General features: G+C 50.9%; 14 protein-coding genes and 1 other RNA gene. 8 read left to right on the plus strand and 7 right to left on the minus strand.

What is annotated here, in order from left to right:
- Window positions 1–22 precede the first annotated feature (22 nt).
- From acrB to AACU94_RS14985, 6 genes are all read left to right on the plus strand, one after another.
- Window positions 23–3172 (plus strand): efflux RND transporter permease AcrB, encoded by a 3150-nt coding sequence (gene acrB / locus AACU94_RS14960; RefSeq protein WP_130223199.1) that lies wholly within the window; start codon window positions 23–25, stop codon window positions 3170–3172.
- A 557-nt stretch (window positions 3173–3729) separates the two neighbouring features.
- Window positions 3730–4104 (plus strand): Hha toxicity modulator TomB, encoded by a 375-nt coding sequence (tomB, locus tag AACU94_RS14965; RefSeq protein WP_000344800.1) that lies wholly within the window; start codon window positions 3730–3732, stop codon window positions 4102–4104.
- A 25-nt stretch (window positions 4105–4129) separates the two neighbouring features.
- A complete protein-coding gene (locus AACU94_RS14970) occupies window positions 4130–4348 on the plus strand; it encodes an HHA domain-containing protein (RefSeq protein WP_001280991.1) in 219 nt (72 codons plus the stop codon).
- A gap of 171 nt (window positions 4349–4519) precedes the next feature.
- On the plus strand, window positions 4520–5071 hold the full coding sequence (gene maa / locus AACU94_RS14975; RefSeq protein WP_135489680.1) for a maltose O-acetyltransferase: 552 nt from the start codon (window positions 4520–4522) through the stop codon (window positions 5069–5071).
- Between the two features lie 113 nt (window positions 5072–5184).
- Window positions 5185–5655: a YlaC family protein gene (locus AACU94_RS14980; RefSeq protein ID WP_130206287.1), complete on the plus strand. Its 471-nt coding sequence runs from the start codon at window positions 5185–5187 to the stop codon at window positions 5653–5655.
- A 162-nt stretch (window positions 5656–5817) separates the two neighbouring features.
- Entirely contained in the window at window positions 5818–7368 is a 1551-nt protein-coding gene (locus tag AACU94_RS14985) for an EAL domain-containing protein (protein WP_135489681.1), read from the plus strand.
- A gap of 37 nt (window positions 7369–7405) precedes the next feature.
- Here the strand turns inward: AACU94_RS14985 and AACU94_RS14990 are convergent, their stop codons facing one another.
- Window positions 7406–7759: a DUF1428 domain-containing protein gene (locus AACU94_RS14990; RefSeq protein WP_064529090.1), complete on the minus strand. Its 354-nt coding sequence runs from the start codon at window positions 7757–7759 to the stop codon at window positions 7406–7408.
- A 120-nt stretch (window positions 7760–7879) separates the two neighbouring features.
- An RNA gene (gene ffs / locus AACU94_RS14995) (signal recognition particle sRNA small type) lies at window positions 7880–7976 on the minus strand.
- Window positions 7977–8138: 162 nt separating this feature from the next.
- Between ffs and AACU94_RS15000 the strand changes: the two genes are divergently transcribed.
- A complete protein-coding gene (locus AACU94_RS15000) occupies window positions 8139–8450 on the plus strand; it encodes an MGMT family protein (RefSeq protein WP_130215477.1) in 312 nt (103 codons plus the stop codon).
- A 30-nt stretch (window positions 8451–8480) separates the two neighbouring features.
- On the opposite strand, the gene AACU94_RS15005 is transcribed toward AACU94_RS15000, so the two are convergent.
- Window positions 8481–9053 carry a YbaY family lipoprotein gene (locus tag AACU94_RS15005; protein ID WP_135489682.1) on the minus strand — a complete coding sequence of 191 codons (573 nt, stop codon included), beginning with the start codon at window positions 9051–9053 and terminating at the stop codon, window positions 8481–8483.
- A 218-nt stretch (window positions 9054–9271) separates the two neighbouring features.
- Here AACU94_RS15005 and tesB point away from each other — a divergent pair, with 218 nt between their 5' ends.
- The gene (gene tesB, locus AACU94_RS15010; protein ID WP_130215473.1) at window positions 9272–10132 is read left to right on the plus strand and encodes an acyl-CoA thioesterase II; all 861 of its coding nucleotides are present in this window, start codon (window positions 9272–9274) and stop codon (window positions 10130–10132) included.
- Between the two features lie 182 nt (window positions 10133–10314).
- On the opposite strand, the gene amtB is transcribed toward tesB, so the two are convergent.
- From amtB to AACU94_RS15030, 4 genes are all read right to left on the minus strand, one after another.
- Window positions 10315–11601, minus strand: a complete 1287-nt coding sequence (gene amtB / locus AACU94_RS15015; RefSeq protein ID WP_105284667.1) for an ammonium transporter AmtB — start codon at window positions 11599–11601, stop codon at window positions 10315–10317.
- A gap of 29 nt (window positions 11602–11630) precedes the next feature.
- A complete protein-coding gene (gene glnK / locus AACU94_RS15020) occupies window positions 11631–11969 on the minus strand; it encodes a P-II family nitrogen regulator (protein WP_000780338.1) in 339 nt (112 codons plus the stop codon).
- Window positions 11970–12149: 180 nt separating this feature from the next.
- Complete coding sequence (locus AACU94_RS15025; RefSeq protein WP_135489683.1) at window positions 12150–13931, minus strand: SmdB family multidrug efflux ABC transporter permease/ATP-binding protein; 1782 nt, start codon at window positions 13929–13931, stop codon at window positions 12150–12152.
- A complete protein-coding gene (locus AACU94_RS15030) occupies window positions 13924–15696 on the minus strand; it encodes a SmdA family multidrug ABC transporter permease/ATP-binding protein (protein ID WP_130215467.1) in 1773 nt (590 codons plus the stop codon). The genes AACU94_RS15025 and AACU94_RS15030 overlap by 8 nt, the downstream gene beginning before the upstream one ends.
- Between the last annotated feature and the right edge of the window lie 6 nt (window positions 15697–15702).

The following is a 15702-nucleotide window of genomic DNA, read 5'->3' on the forward strand; positions in this document are numbered from 1 at the left end:
CTTAAACAGGAGCCGTTAAGACATGCCTAATTTCTTTATCGATCGCCCGATTTTTGCGTGGGTGATCGCCATCATTATCATGTTGGCAGGGGGGCTGGCGATCCTCAAACTGCCGGTGGCGCAATATCCTACGATTGCACCGCCGGCGGTCACGATCTCCGCCTCCTACCCCGGCGCTGATGCGAAAACAGTGCAGGACACGGTGACACAGGTTATCGAACAGAATATGAACGGTATCGATAACCTGATGTATATGTCCTCTAACAGTGACTCCACAGGTACTGTGCAGATCACCCTGACCTTTGAGTCTGGTACTGATGCGGATATCGCGCAGGTTCAGGTGCAGAACAAACTGCAGCTGGCGATGCCGTTGCTGCCGCAAGAAGTACAGCAGCAAGGGGTGAGCGTTGAGAAATCTTCCAGTAGCTTCCTGATGGTTGTCGGCGTTATCAACACTGACGGCACCATGACGCAGGAAGATATCTCTGACTACGTAGCGGCAAATATGAAAGATGCCATTAGCCGTACGTCGGGCGTTGGTGACGTTCAGCTGTTCGGTTCACAGTACGCGATGCGTATCTGGATGAACCCGAATGAGTTGAACAAATACCAGCTAACGCCGGTTGATGTCATTACCGCTATCAAAGCACAGAACGCCCAGGTCGCAGCCGGTCAGCTCGGCGGTACACCGCCGGTGAAAGGCCAGCAGCTTAACGCCTCTATTATTGCTCAGACGCGTCTGACCTCTACTGAAGAGTTCGGCAAAATTCTGCTGAAAGTGAATCAGGATGGTTCCCGCGTGCTGCTGCGTGATGTGGCGAAGATTGAGCTGGGTGGTGAGAACTACGACATCATCGCGGAATTTAACGGACAACCGGCTTCTGGTCTGGGTATCAAGCTGGCAACCGGTGCGAACGCGCTGGAAACTGCTGCGGCAATCCGTGCTGAACTGGCGAAGATGGAACCATTCTTCCCGTCAGGTCTGAAAATCGTTTATCCGTACGACACGACGCCGTTCGTGAAAATCTCTATTCACGAAGTGGTTAAAACGCTGGTCGAAGCGATCATCCTCGTGTTCCTGGTTATGTATCTGTTCCTGCAGAACTTCCGCGCGACGTTGATTCCGACCATTGCCGTACCGGTGGTATTGCTGGGGACCTTTGCCGTCCTTGCCGCCTTTGGCTTCTCGATAAACACGCTAACGATGTTCGGGATGGTGCTCGCCATCGGCCTGTTGGTGGATGACGCCATCGTCGTGGTAGAAAACGTTGAGCGTGTGATGGCGGAAGAAGGTCTGCCGCCGAAAGAAGCCACACGTAAGTCGATGGGGCAGATTCAGGGCGCACTGGTGGGTATCGCGATGGTGCTGTCGGCGGTATTTATCCCGATGGCCTTCTTCGGCGGCTCTACTGGTGCAATCTATCGTCAGTTCTCCATTACCATTGTTTCGGCAATGGCGCTGTCAGTGCTGGTGGCGTTGATCCTGACTCCGGCACTTTGTGCCACTATGCTGAAACCTATCGCTAAAGGCGATCACGGCGAAGGCAAAAAAGGCTTCTTCGGCTGGTTTAACCGCATGTTCGAGAAGAGCACGCACCACTACACCGACAGCGTAGGCGGCATTCTGCGCAGTACGGGGCGTTATCTGGTGCTGTATCTGATCATTGTGGTCGGCATGGCTTATCTGTTTGTACGTCTGCCAAGTTCCTTCTTGCCAGATGAAGACCAGGGTGTATTTATGACCATGGTCCAACTGCCAGCGGGTGCGACGCAGGAACGTACGCAGAAAGTGCTCAATGAGGTGACGGATTACTATCTGACCAAAGAGAAGAACAACGTTGAGTCGGTATTCGCCGTTAACGGCTTCGGCTTTGCGGGACGTGGTCAGAACACTGGTATTGCGTTCGTTTCGTTGAAGGACTGGGCTGACCGTCCGGGTGATGAAAACAAAGTTGAAGCGATTACCATGCGTGCGACGCGCGCCTTCTCGCAAATTAAAGATGCGATGGTCTTCGCCTTTAACCTGCCTGCGATTGTGGAACTGGGTACGGCAACCGGCTTCGACTTTGAGCTGATTGACCAGGCTGGCCTCGGTCACGAAAAACTGACTCAAGCGCGTAACCAGCTGCTGGGCGAAGCGGCGAAACATCCGGATCTGTTGACCAGCGTGCGTCCGAACGGTCTGGAAGATACTCCGCAGTTCAAGATTGATATCGACCAGGAGAAAGCTCAGGCTCTGGGTGTTTCTATTAACGATATTAACACTACCCTGGGCGCTGCATGGGGCGGCAGCTACGTGAACGACTTTATCGACCGCGGTCGTGTGAAGAAAGTTTACGTCATGTCAGAAGCAAAATACCGCATGCTGCCGGAAGATATCGGTAACTGGTATGTGCGTGCTGCTGATGGCCAGATGGTGCCGTTCTCGGCATTCTCCTCTTCGCGTTGGGAGTACGGTTCGCCGCGTCTGGAACGTTACAACGGCCTGCCATCCATGGAGATCTTAGGCCAGGCGGCACCAGGTAAGAGTACCGGTGAAGCAATGGCGCTGATGGAACAACTGGCGAGCAAACTGCCTACCGGTGTTGGCTACGACTGGACGGGGATGTCCTATCAGGAACGTCTCTCCGGCAACCAGGCGCCGTCGCTGTATGCGATTTCGTTGATTGTCGTGTTCCTGTGTCTGGCGGCATTGTACGAGAGCTGGTCGATTCCGTTCTCCGTTATGCTGGTCGTTCCGCTGGGGGTTATCGGTGCGTTGCTGGCAGCAACCTTCCGCGGCCTGACCAACGACGTTTACTTCCAGGTGGGCCTGCTCACAACCATTGGGTTGTCGGCGAAGAACGCGATACTTATCGTCGAATTCGCCAAAGACTTGATGGATAAAGAAGGTAAAGGTCTGATTGAAGCAACTCTGGATGCGGTGCGGATGCGTTTACGCCCAATCCTGATGACTTCACTGGCATTTATCCTCGGTGTTATGCCGCTGGTTATCAGCACCGGTGCTGGTTCCGGCGCGCAGAACGCAGTAGGTACTGGTGTAATGGGCGGGATGGTGACCGCAACGGTACTGGCGATCTTCTTCGTTCCGGTGTTCTTCGTGGTGGTTCGCCGCCGCTTTAGCCGCAAAAATGAAGATATCGAACATAACCATACAGTCGATCATCACTGATTAACATCGTAATCACTAAGGCCGCGCAAGCGGCCTTTTTTATACGCGTAATCTTAATGTTGAAATGTTTATAGTTAATGATTTCAAACGTAAGTTAGTTTTAACGCCGCATAAAATTCATAAAAAATACTTATTGTTAGTTAATTTATATTAAGTCGTACTGATGGATTTAATAACCCCCAGGCATCTAGAGGCTATTCTTAATTATTTGCGGCAATTCTTTATTTGTTCATGTCAATTACATCATAATCAGAGTAATCTTGGGTATTAGTGTGACAAATCGTCAGACCATTTTATCACTCTCAAACATCCTGATTACATTATGTTATGAATAGCATCAGACAAAGTGCTTTAGCCATTACGTCGTCGGCGCTGGAATGAGGAAGAGGGTCTTTTCCCTCCCCTCCTCCTAATTGTAATTTTTCGTAATAATACGATGAAAACCGCCAAAGAGTAGCTTATAGTTAATCTAACAAGTGAGAGAGCAAGGCCAGGTCTGTAAGTTTTCCATCCCAAAAGGTGTCCGTTAGTTCAACCGCTAAGAAGGGGGACGCGTTATGGATGAATACTCACCAAAAAGACATGATATCGCGCAGCTTAAATTTCTCTGCGAAACCTTGTATCATGACTGTCTTGCAAATCTTGAAGAAAGTAACCATGGTTGGGTTAACGACCCTACCTCGGCCATCAATCTGCAGCTTAATGAACTCATTGAGCATATAGCAACCTTCGCACTTAATTACAAAATTAAGTATAATGAAGACAATAAGCTCATTGAGCAGATAGATGAATATCTGGACGACACCTTTATGTTGTTCAGTAGTTATGGTATTAATATGCAGGATCTCCAGAAATGGCGGAAGTCAGGTAACCGACTGTTCCGTTGTTTTGTGAATGCCACTAAAGAGAATCCTGCGAGTTTATCTTGTTAGAATTATTACAACCATGGGTAGAAGTATGTCCGATAAACCTTTAACGAAAACCGATTATTTGATGCGTCTGCGTCGTTGCCAGACAATTGACACGCTTGAGCGTGTTATCGAGAAAAATAAATACGAATTATCAGATAATGAACTGGCGGTATTTTACTCAGCCGCAGATCACCGCCTCGCAGAATTGACCATGAATAAACTGTACGACAAGATCCCCTCCTCTGTATGGAAATTTATTCGGTAATTAAATAGCAGACATTCGAAAATGTAACCGACTGTTTATTAACGTTATTATATTATTCGCAATGAAAGCATACTGCATGTGACATTCATCACACTCGGGAAACGGGAACGTTCTCTTAACTGACTATTCGCATTACCGTGTTGCCGCATTTTCAGCAACGGGAGGTCAGTAATGAGCACAGAAAAAGAAAAAATGATTGCTGGTGAGTTGTATCGCTCGGCAGATGAGGAGTTATCTCGCGATCGCCTGCGCGCTCGTCAGCTTATTCACCAATACAATCATTCCGCACCGGAAGAACAAACATTACGCCAGAAAATTCTCACCGATTTATTCGGTCAGGTAGCAGATGCTTATATTGAACCCTCTTTTCGCTGCGACTATGGCTATAACATTTTTTTGGGCAAAGGATTTTACGCCAACTTCGATTGCGTGATGCTCGATGTCTGCCCAATTCGTATCGGTGATAATTGCATGTTGGCACCAGGTGTTCACATTTATACCGCAACGCACCCTGTCGACCCAGCAGCCCGTAATAGTGGCGCTGAACTGGGGAAACCTGTGACTATCGGTAATAACGTCTGGATTGGCGGACGTGCTGTCATCAACCCTGGTGTAACCATTGGCGATAACGTCGTGGTGGCCTCTGGTGCCGTCGTCACAAAAGATGTTCCGGCTAACGTTGTCGTGGGCGGTAACCCGGCTACTGTCATTAAAAAACTGTAACCATGGTTGCAACTGTTATGCAAAATTGTGGTTAATCTGTTACTTTCATCATATGATTCCCACGTTAAAATAGGGTGTTCCCTGAAAAGTTGCAGATACCACAAAGGCAAAAGATGACTGAAATACAACGCCTGCTGACCGAAACAATTGATGCACTAAATGCACACGAAAAACGCGATAATAAACCTCGCTTTAGTATCAGTTTTATCCGTAAACATCCGGGGCTGTTTATCGGTATGTATGTCGCTTTTTTTGCCACTCTGGCTGTGATGTTACAGTCTGAAACGCTGGTTGGTTCAGTCTGGCTCCTGGTGGTATTGTTCATCCTGCTTAACGGTTTCTTCTTTTTTGACGTTTATCCGCGTTACCATTACGAAGATATCGACGTTCTGGATTTCCGGGTTTGCTACAACGGCGAATGGTACAATACACGCTTTGTTCCAACTGCATTGGTCGACGCTATTCTGAACTCGCCGCGTGTCGCGAACATCCACAAAGAACAGTTGCAGAAAATGATCGCTCGTAAAGGTGAGTTGTCCTTTTACGATATTTTCACTCTCGCCCGCACCGAAGCGACACCATAAGTTGGATCGCCCTCACCAGGCGTAAACATCCGCGCCTGGTGAATTGACAACAATCGTTGCCACAACGCATTTAACGAAACTCCCCCGCATCACTTATCTTTTGCATGCCCTTATTCGCTATCGGATATACTTTCCCTACACTGCGTAAATAAGGACATGCTGGTGAGAACACGACATCTGGTCAGCCTAATTTCAGGAGTACTGATCCTTTCCGTACTTCTACCAGTGGGCTTAAGCATCTGGCTGGCTCATCAACAGGTAGAAACGTCATTTGTTGAGGAGCTACATACCTACTCATCCCGCGTCGCTATTCGCGCCAACAAAGTGGCGTCGCAAGGGAAAGATGCACTACAAAAACTGGAAAAATGGCAAGGCGCAGCCTGTAGCGAGGCTCATCTAATGGAAATACGCCGGGTATCTTATAGTTATCGCTATATTCAGGAAGTGCTCTATGTCGATAACAACGTTCCTCAGTGCTCTTCTCTGGAACATGAAAGCCCGCCAGATACCTTCCCCGAGCCAGGTAAAATATCGAACGATGGTTATCGGGTATGGTTAACCTCGCACAACGATTTAGGTATTACCCGCTACATGGTCGCTATGGGAACTGCACATTACATAGTGATGATTGACCCCGCCTCATTTATAGATGTGATTCCTTATAGCTCGTGGCAAATTGATGCCGCGATTATTGGCAATGCGCATAACATTATCATTACCAGCAGTGACGAAATAGCCCAGGGAATTATTACCCAGCTGCAAAAAACACCGGGTGAACACATCGAAAAGAATGGAATCATTTACGATATCCTGCCTCTCCCCGCGATGAACATTTCCATAATCACCTGGTCTTCGACAAAAACGTTACAAAAAGATTGGTATCGGCAGGTCTTTATCTGGTTGCCTGTCGGATTGTTAATTGGCCTACTGGCGGCAATGTTCGTCTTGCGGATTTTACGCCGTATCCAGTCACCACATCATCGCCTGCAGGATGCTATCGAAAACCGCGATATTTGCGTGCACTATCAGCCTATTATCTCCTTATCGAATGGAAAGATTGTCGGAGCCGAAGCGCTGGCGCGCTGGCCGCAGACAGACGGTAGCTGGTTGTCACCGGATAGTTTTATCCCGCTGGCGCAACAAACGGGCCTGTCAGAATCTCTGACTCTGCTTATTATCAAAACGGTCTTTGAAGATATGGGCGACTGGCTGCGTCAGCATCCGCAGCAACATATTTCGATCAATCTTGAATCCACCGTGCTCACCTCGGAAAAAATCCCGCAATTGCTGCGTGAAATGATCAATCACTACCAGGTCAATCCCAGACAGATCGCTCTTGAACTCACTGAACGCGAGTTTGCCGATCCAAAAATCAGCGCCCCGGTAATCTCCCGATATCGACAGGTTGGTCATGAAATTTATCTTGATGATTTTGGTACCGGTTATTCGAGCTTAAGTTATTTGCAGGATCTGGATGTCGATATTCTGAAGATCGATAAATCCTTCGTTGATGCGCTGGAATATAAAAATGTCACACCGCATATCATCGAAATGGCAAAAACACTGAAACTTAAAATGGTGGCGGAAGGGATCGAAACCAGCAAACAGGAAGAGTGGCTACGCCAGCATGGCGTACATTACGGCCAAGGGTGGTTGTACAGCAAAGCATTACCGAAAGAAGAGTTTTTACGCTGGGCAGAACACCATCTGTGAATTTTGGGGCTGGCGGCACGCCGCACAGCCCGTCACGCTACTCGTCGATGATTGACTCGAACCCACCGTAGATCATTCGTTTACCATCAAACGGCATGGACTCGCCGAACTCTTTCATCCGTGGGTCCGACATCATCTTCTGATTGGCAGCGTCGCGGACCTCTTTTGAAGGGTATTCAATCCAGCTAAAAACCACTTCCTCATTCTCTTCCGCTTTGACCGCCATACGAAAATCGGTCACTTTGCCATTCGGTACATCGCTGGCCCAGCATTCAACAATGCGCAGGGCGCCAAACTCTTTAAACAGCGGCGCGGCCTTTGCGGCCATTTCACGATAGGCATCCTTTTTGTCGGCAGGAACGGCAACCACAAAACCATCAACATACTTCATCAGACATACCTCCGAAGCGTACTGCGCAGCCAGAAAATTCTTGCGGCATCAGTCGTGATTAAAGTTTAGCCATATTGGGATTTTTTGACGAAACGGTGGGGAGGCAGAAATGGGTGGGGGCCCTGCCAGCTACATCCCGGCACACGCGTCATCTGCCTTGGCTGCTTCCTTCCGGACCTGACCTGGTAAACAGAGTAGCGTTGCGGGAGAACCAACAGAGCCCCCATTGAGAGCGTTGAGAACCAACGCGCAGGCGCATTATCACTGCTGCCCCGGCTAATTGCAACCCATTGCGTGCCGGATGCTGGTTTCTTGCGCAATGCGGCTTCACTCGGACGTTTTTCCAGATTATGCTGAAAAATTACCTCAGGAAGAAAAGATGGAAAAAGAAGATTCATTTCCCCAACGCGTGTGGCAAATCGTAGCCGCTATTCCCGAAGGGTATGTCACTACTTACGGCGATGTCGCGAAACTGGCAGGATCGCCCCGTGCCGCGCGCCAGGTGGGCGGTGTGTTAAAGCGCCTGCCCGAAGGCAGCACTTTGCCCTGGCATCGGGTGGTTAACCGCCACGGCACAATCTCATTAACCGGACCAGATTTACAGCGTCAGCGGCAGGCATTACTGGCAGAAGGCGTGATGGTATCGGGAAACGGACAAATCGACTTACAGCGTTATCGCTGGAACTACTAACCCTCTCCGGGCGGAGAGGGTTAACTTCGCTTAATATTGCGTTGGAGCTGGAACTGCCGAAGACGGATTCACCTGAGTTGGTGAAGTCGAAGGTACGGTGGTCATTGCGCCACCGCTGGTCTGAACCGGCACGGCGGTTTGCTGTACCGGCACCAATGTCAGGTCGGCTTTAGTTCCGCCCTGGTTGATCACCGGCTGAACGGTATCGGTAATAAACACCAATTTGTCATTTACGGTAATCGCCGCACTTAACAGAATACGCGCGTTCGGCTGAACGTCTGCCGGGTTAAATGGCAAAACAAAGCTGAATGGCGACTGTTTACCTTCGGTACGCACCGCTTTTTGCGCCAGTACTTTAGACGGCGCATCGGCTAACGACGCGTCAGAAAGTGTCACGGTCAGCACAGCATCGGGAGGCAGTGCGACTTTCTGACGGATCCAGACCGTACCGGAGACATTAGGTTGCTGTATAGCAGGTTGTTGTGTCGCCGCAATAGAGGTATTTGCAGCAGGTGCTGGCGTCTGGATATCCGCGCTTTTATCAGCGCAAGCCGCCAACGCAATCGCAACCGCTAAACCACTGGCCATGTGCACGAGTTTCATTCACTTCTCCTTATTATCAATGCACCAGCGGGCTAACTTTCCTCGCCGGAAGAGTGGTTAACAAAATCGTAACGTCAATAAGTGTGGCACAAATCACGTATTTACGCCTGCATTTAGCCCGTAATTCAGACCATTGCACCCATCGGACCAGTGACAATATTGCGTTATACTCAACTCACTTTGGCTTGCTGCGGCAGCTTTGTTACTGGAGAGTTAATATGAGTCAGGCCTTAAAAAATTTACTGACATTGTTGAATCTGGAAAAAATTGAGGAAGGACTCTTTCGCGGCCAGAGTGAAGATTTAGGTTTACGCCAGGTGTTTGGCGGCCAGGTCGTGGGTCAGGCCCTGTATGCCGCAAAGGAGACAGTACCCGAAGAGCGTCTGGTGCATTCATTCCACAGCTACTTTCTTCGCCCTGGTGATAGCAAGAAGCCGATTATTTATGATGTCGAAACACTGCGCGACGGCAACAGTTTCAGTGCTCGCCGTGTGGCAGCGATTCAGAACGGCAAACCGATTTTTTATATGACAGCGTCTTTCCAGGCGCCAGAAGTTGGATTCGAACACCAAAAAGAGATGCCTCTGGCCCCAGCGCCTGATGGTTTGCCCTCGGAAACACAGATCGCCCAGTCGCTGGCGCACCTGCTGCCGCCAGTGCTGAAAGATAAATTCATCTGCGATCGTCCGCTGGAAGTGCGTCCGGTGGAATTTCATAACCCACTGAAAGGTCACGTCGCCGCGCCGCATCGTCAGGTATGGATCCGCGCAAATGGTAGCGTACCGGATGATCTGCGCGTTCATCAGTATCTGCTGGGGTACGCTTCTGATCTTAACTTCCTGCCGGTAGCTCTACAGCCGCACGGCATCGGTTTTCTCGAACCGGGGATTCAGATAGCCACCATTGACCATTCGATGTGGTTCCATCGACCATTTAATTTAAACGAATGGCTGCTGTATAGCGTGGAGAGCACGTCAGCGTCCAGCGCACGCGGCTTTGTGCGCGGTGAGTTTTATACCCAGGACGGCGTGCTGGTTGCCTCGACCGTTCAGGAAGGGGTAATGCGTAATCACAATTAAAAAAACAGCCGGAGGTGAAAACCGTCCGGCTGCCAGATAGTTGGTAACATGCTTTTGTTGATGCCGGATGCGGGGTAAACGCCTTATCCGGCCCACCAATTATTGTAAATTCAACAAATTGTGATTTTTATTGTAGGCCTGATAAGCGCAGCGCATCAGGCGAAATTGCATTTGATTGCTTGTTACGCGTTATAGGCATTTTCGCCGTGGCTGTTGACGTCCAGCCCTTCTCGCTCCTGTTCTTCCGGCACACGCAGGCCAACCGTCAGATCCGCCAGTTTGTAGCCGATAAATGCCACCACACCGGACCAGACGATCGTAATGGCGATGCTTTCCAGCTGTATCAGCAACTGATGGCCCATCGTCACACCTTCAGCGAAGCCCACGCCGCCCAGCGAGCTGGCGGCAAAAATCCCGGTCATGATACAGCCGACAATGCCACAAACGCCGTGCACACCGAAGACATCGCAAGGATCATCGACCCGCAACAGGCGTTTGAGCATGGTAACGCCCCACAAGCCCGCCAGACCCGCTACCACGCCGATAATCAACGCGCCGCCAACCCCAATGTAGCCACAGGCTGGCGTCACGCCGACCAGACCGGCAATCGCGCCAGAACACGCCCCCAGCAGTGAAGGTTTACCACGCAGCGCCCATTCACCGAAGATCCAGCCAAGAATTGCCGCCGCCGTTGCCACCACTGTATTCACAAATGCCAGTGCTGCGATTTCATTCGCCGTACCCGCTGACCCGGCATTAAAGCCAAACCAACCGATATAGAGAATGGCAGTTCCGGTGAAGACCATCGGCAGATTGTGCGGTTTAAACGCCTCTTTGCCAAAGCCCACGCGTTTACCTATCAGATACGCGCCCACCAGACCGGCGATTGCGGCGTTAATGTGCACCACCGTGCCACCCGCGAAATCCAGCGCACCATGAGAAGCCAGCAAACCACCGCCCCAGACCATATGCGCAATCGGAATGTAAGAGAGCGTCAGCCATACCACCACGAAAATCAGCACTGCTGAGAAGCGGATCCGTTCCGCCAGCGCCCCGACTATCAAGCCGACGGTAATGCAGGCAAACGATCCCTGAAACGCCACGTGGATATACTGATAAATGCTGCCCATCACCGCCGTCAGTTCGATGTTTTTCAGCATCAACCAGTTGATGTTGCCAAAGAAGTTGTTGCCCTCACCAAACGCCAGCGAGTAACCGTAAACCACCCAGAGAATACAGACCAGTGCAAACGTCACGGTCACCTGCGTTAGCATCGACAGCACGTTTTTGCCGCGAATCAACCCGCCGTAGAACAGGGCAATCCCCGGAATAGTCATAAACAGCACCAGCGCAGTACAAATCATCATAAACGCATTGTCGGCTTTATCGGCCACCGCAGGTGCAGCCATGACCAGTCCCGGCAGCATCGCCAGTGAAGCAAGCCCAGTTTTTATCGTCGCTATCTTCATTTTTCGTTCCTGTTGCTGTGTGCCAGAGATTACAGCGCCGCTTCGTCGGCTTCGCCGGTACGAATACGAATGACGCGTTGCAATTCAGCGACGAATATTTTGCCATCGCCAATTTTTCCGGTGTAAGCCGCCTTACTGACGATATCGATCACTTCATCGAGTTGGTCATCAGCAATCGCCACATCAATTTTTACTTTTGGCAGGAAGTTGACACTGTATTCCGCTCCACGGTACAGCTCGGCATGCCCTTTCTGACGCCCGAAACCTTTCACTTCGGTGACGGTCAGGCCCTGAATACCAATGGAAGATAACGCTTCACGAACGTCTTCCAGCTTGAATGGTTTGATTATCACGGTCACCAGCTTCATAGATCCCCTCCGGTCAGAATTCGGTAATGGTTCTGCTACACGAAGAAGGTATTGCAAGCGGTGTGCCAGAAATGAAAAACGAGAAAGAGAGCAGGAAGTTAAGAAGATTGAAAATAAAAACGCACTATGACAGTGCACAGTGCGTTACATTTTTGCACCAACGATGAAATATTGCGCTAATCAGGCGCTCAGAGATTCATCTTCACGCACGCTGGCTGCCAGCTCTTCGCCCGCAAGTTGCAGTTGATACATCTGCCAGTAGCGCCCCTGGGCGGCCAGCAGTTGCTGGTGAGTACCCTGTTCCACAGCCTGACCACGATGAAGCACCAGAATGGTGTCGGCATCAACAATGGTCGATAAGCGGTGAGCAATCACCACCAGCGTAGTATGTTCACGCACCGCCGCCAGAGCATGTTGAATCGCCTGTTCAGTACCGGAGTCAATGCTGGCGGTTGCCTCATCAAGGATCAGGATTTGCGGCGTCTCCACCAGCACGCGTGCCAGTGCCAGCAGTTGCTTTTGCCCGACTGAGAGATTATTCCCCTGCTCGCCCAGCGGCGCATTAATACCGTCGCTCATGCTACGCGCGAGTTCCGCCAGTTGTACCGTTTCCAGCGCCTGCCAGACGCGCTCTTCGGAGATATCACGTCCCAGCGTCACATTGGCAAGGAAAGTATCCGCCAGCACCACCGGATCTTGCTGCACCATCGCCACGCCCTGACGCAGCGCGCTATGACTGAGCGAACTTAACGGACGTCCATCAAGGCGAATCTCACCTTCTGTTAGTGGGTAATAGCCCATCAGCAAACTTGCCAGGGTACTTTTTCCGCTACCGGTATGCCCCACCAACGCCACAAAGCTGCGCGAAGGAACGGCAAGATTAATATTTTTCAGCACCAGATTGTCATCGCGATAAGCAAATGACACGTTATCAACTTCAATGGTGCCGCTCTGTAACGGGCGATCATCATTGCCATATTGCTGCCGCGGACCGTCCATCAGCTCAAACACACGTTCGCCAGCAACAACAGCCTGTTGCAGCATCGCCTGTTGCGTGGTCAGTTCGATTAAGGGTTCGTTAAGTCGCCCAAGATAGCTGATAAACGCATACAACACGCCCACTTCAATGGTGCCGCTGGCGGAGAAGCCAAACAGCATCAACAAGCCACAAAGAATGAGCGATGAAAACAGACTCAGCAAGGGACGCAGTAAAAAGCCGTCCAGCCGTAGCGTTTGCATTCGCGCCATATAGTGTGAACGGCTGGCTTCGCCCATACGTTCGCCAAATCGCGCCTGCTGGCGGAACTGCTGGATGACGCTCATGCCGTTAATAACTTCGTTAAAGCCGTCGTTGATATCCGCCAGATAGGCGCGTACACGGCGGACAATCGGCGTACTGTAACGCTGGTATATCACCATCACCACCAGCACAACCGGGAATATCATTATCGCTACCAGCGCCATTCGCCAGTCGAGACTGAACATCGCTACCAGCATCGCCCCTACCAGGGCGGCACTACGCAAAACGGTCGCGACCACGGTAACGTAGAGATCGCGGATCACTTCAGTGTCATTAGTGACGCGGGAAATCACCTGCCCGACGGGTTGGGTATCAAACTCGCTTAATGGCTGGCGTAACGCAGCATCCATCACGTCGGTACGCAACTGTTGTACAACGCCTACTGCCGCACGGTTAAACAACAGCGACTGCGCGTAATGTAGCCCGGCGGCAAACAGTTGCAGTACGACATATGCCGCTGCCAGCCCGACAACCATTTTCAGCGGTAGATTATTTTTGGCCACCATATTGTCGATAAAGTAACTGACGAGCAGCGGGCAGCTCACTTCTGCCGCCGCTGCCACCCACATCATCAACACTGCGATACCCAGCGGTTTACGCCATGGTGAACCGTAAGCTAACAGGCGCTTCAGAGTCGGCCAGAGTTGGCTAAAACTACGCATCAACGGCCTCCTCATGATTTTCCGGAGCATCGTTGAGCGCCGCTTCCAGTTGTTGATAGCGATACATATCGCGATACCAGCCGCTTTGCTGCGCCAGCACATCATGATCGCCGCGCTGGGCAATATGCCCATGCTGCATCACAATAATTTCACTCGCTTCGGTCAGGGCAGAAAGGCGATGGGCGCTGATAATCACCGTTCTCCCCTGCCCCCACTGGCGCAGGTTATGGAGAATCTGGTATTCCGTGCGACCATCTACCGCCGATAGAGCATCGTCAAGAATGAGGATTTCCGCATTCACCAGCAATGCCCTGGCAATGGAGATTCGCTGTTTTTGCCCGCCGGAAAGCATCACGCCGCGCTCGCCCACTTCTGTGTCGTAACCTTGCGGCAGACGCAAAATATCGTCATGCACGCTGGCTAACCGCGCTACGTGTTCAATTTCTTGCTGGGTGGCATTTGGGCAACCCAGCGCGATGTTATTAGCAACCGTGTCAGAAAAAAGGAACGGTGTCTGGCTAACTACCGCCAGGCGACTACGCCAGCTGTCGAGTTGCAACTGCGTCAAAGGAATATCATGAAAACGGATATCACCCTCGGTGACATCAAAATGACGTTGAATTAATGACAGCACAGTACTTTTGCCGGAGCCAGTCGGCCCACAAATTCCCAGCATCTGACCCGGTTTCAGCGCAAAACTGATGTTCTCGAGCGCAGGGTGATGAGTTTGAGGATAGGTAAACTGGCGAATATTCACATCCAGTTCACCACGACCTTCTGGCACCTTATCTTTACCATCAATAACGACTGGCGCTTCGGCCAGCATGGTACGAATTCGGCTATACGCCGCGCTGCCGCGCTCCACAATGTTAAACATCCACGCCAGCGCCAGCATCGGCCAAATCATCAAACCAAGGTACATCATAAAACTGGTGAGCTGGCCCAACGTTAAGCTGCCCTGCACGACCATCCAACTACCACCGCCAATCGCCAGTAAATTCGCCATGCCAATCGCGATATAAATGGTCGGGTCGAAACGAGCATCAATGCGCGCTACTCGCATGTTTTTCTTACCGGTATCTTCAGCATCTGCGGCGAACAGCGCAGACTGGCGATCCTCCAGACCAAAGGATTTAATCATGCGAATACTGGTCAGACTCTCCTGGGTACGATCGTTAAGGCTGGAAAAGGCGGCTTGTGCCAGCTTAAAGCGTTCATGCAACGCGTCGCCGTTGCGTTTAATCATGATTGCCATCACTGGCATCGGCAACAGCGCTATTAAAGTTAACTGCCAGCTAATCTGCGTTGACATCATTATCAGCACTGCGCAACCCATCACCAGCGAATCTACCAGCGTTAGCACCCCTTCACCGGCGGCAAATACCACACGATCGACGTCATTTGTCGCACGGGCCATAAGGTCGCCCGTACGATGACGCAGATAAAACTCTGGATGCTGGCGGCTTAGCTGGCGGTAATAGTCTTCACGCAGTTCAACAGCCAGTTGATAAGACGCGCCGAACAGCAGTACGCGCCAGACGTAACGCAGGAGATAAACCACCACTGCAATCAACACCATGGTGGCGATCCACATCAGGATCTGCCCGGTAGTAAAGTGTTTTTCTGTCACGCCATCGACAACAATACCAACGACTTTTGGCGGGATCAGTTGCAGAATCGCAATAATGACAAGCAAGGCGACAGCCCCGAGATAGCGGCGCCATTCCCGGCGGAAATACCAGCTTAGTTGAGCAAATAATCGCACGCGTTA

The organism is Escherichia sp. E4702, assembly GCF_963883545.1.
In the GTDB taxonomy this organism is placed as follows: Bacteria; Pseudomonadota; Gammaproteobacteria; order Enterobacterales; family Enterobacteriaceae; genus Escherichia.

Coding starts and splice junctions, on each gene's coding strand:
- AACU94_RS15025 (WP_135489683.1), bottom strand. CDS start 13,931: ATGCGTAGTTTTAGCCAACTCTGGCCGACTCTGAAGCGCCTGTTAGCT.
- AACU94_RS15000 (WP_130215477.1), top strand. CDS start 8,139: ATGGAAAAAGAAGATTCATTTCCCCAACGCGTGTGGCAAATCGTAGCC.
- amtB (WP_105284667.1), bottom strand. CDS start 11,601: ATGAAGATAGCGACGATAAAAACTGGGCTTGCTTCACTGGCGATGCTG.
- AACU94_RS14980 (WP_130206287.1), top strand. CDS start 5,185: ATGACTGAAATACAACGCCTGCTGACCGAAACAATTGATGCACTAAAT.
- tomB (WP_000344800.1), top strand. CDS start 3,730: ATGGATGAATACTCACCAAAAAGACATGATATCGCGCAGCTTAAATTT.
- glnK (WP_000780338.1), bottom strand. CDS start 11,969: ATGAAGCTGGTGACCGTGATAATCAAACCATTCAAGCTGGAAGACGTT.
- tesB (WP_130215473.1), top strand. CDS start 9,272: ATGAGTCAGGCCTTAAAAAATTTACTGACATTGTTGAATCTGGAAAAA.
- acrB (WP_130223199.1), top strand. CDS start 23: ATGCCTAATTTCTTTATCGATCGCCCGATTTTTGCGTGGGTGATCGCC.
- AACU94_RS15005 (WP_135489682.1), bottom strand. CDS start 9,053: ATGAAACTCGTGCACATGGCCAGTGGTTTAGCGGTTGCGATTGCGTTG.
- maa (WP_135489680.1), top strand. CDS start 4,520: ATGAGCACAGAAAAAGAAAAAATGATTGCTGGTGAGTTGTATCGCTCG.
- AACU94_RS14970 (WP_001280991.1), top strand. CDS start 4,130: ATGTCCGATAAACCTTTAACGAAAACCGATTATTTGATGCGTCTGCGT.
- AACU94_RS14990 (WP_064529090.1), bottom strand. CDS start 7,759: ATGAAGTATGTTGATGGTTTTGTGGTTGCCGTTCCTGCCGACAAAAAG.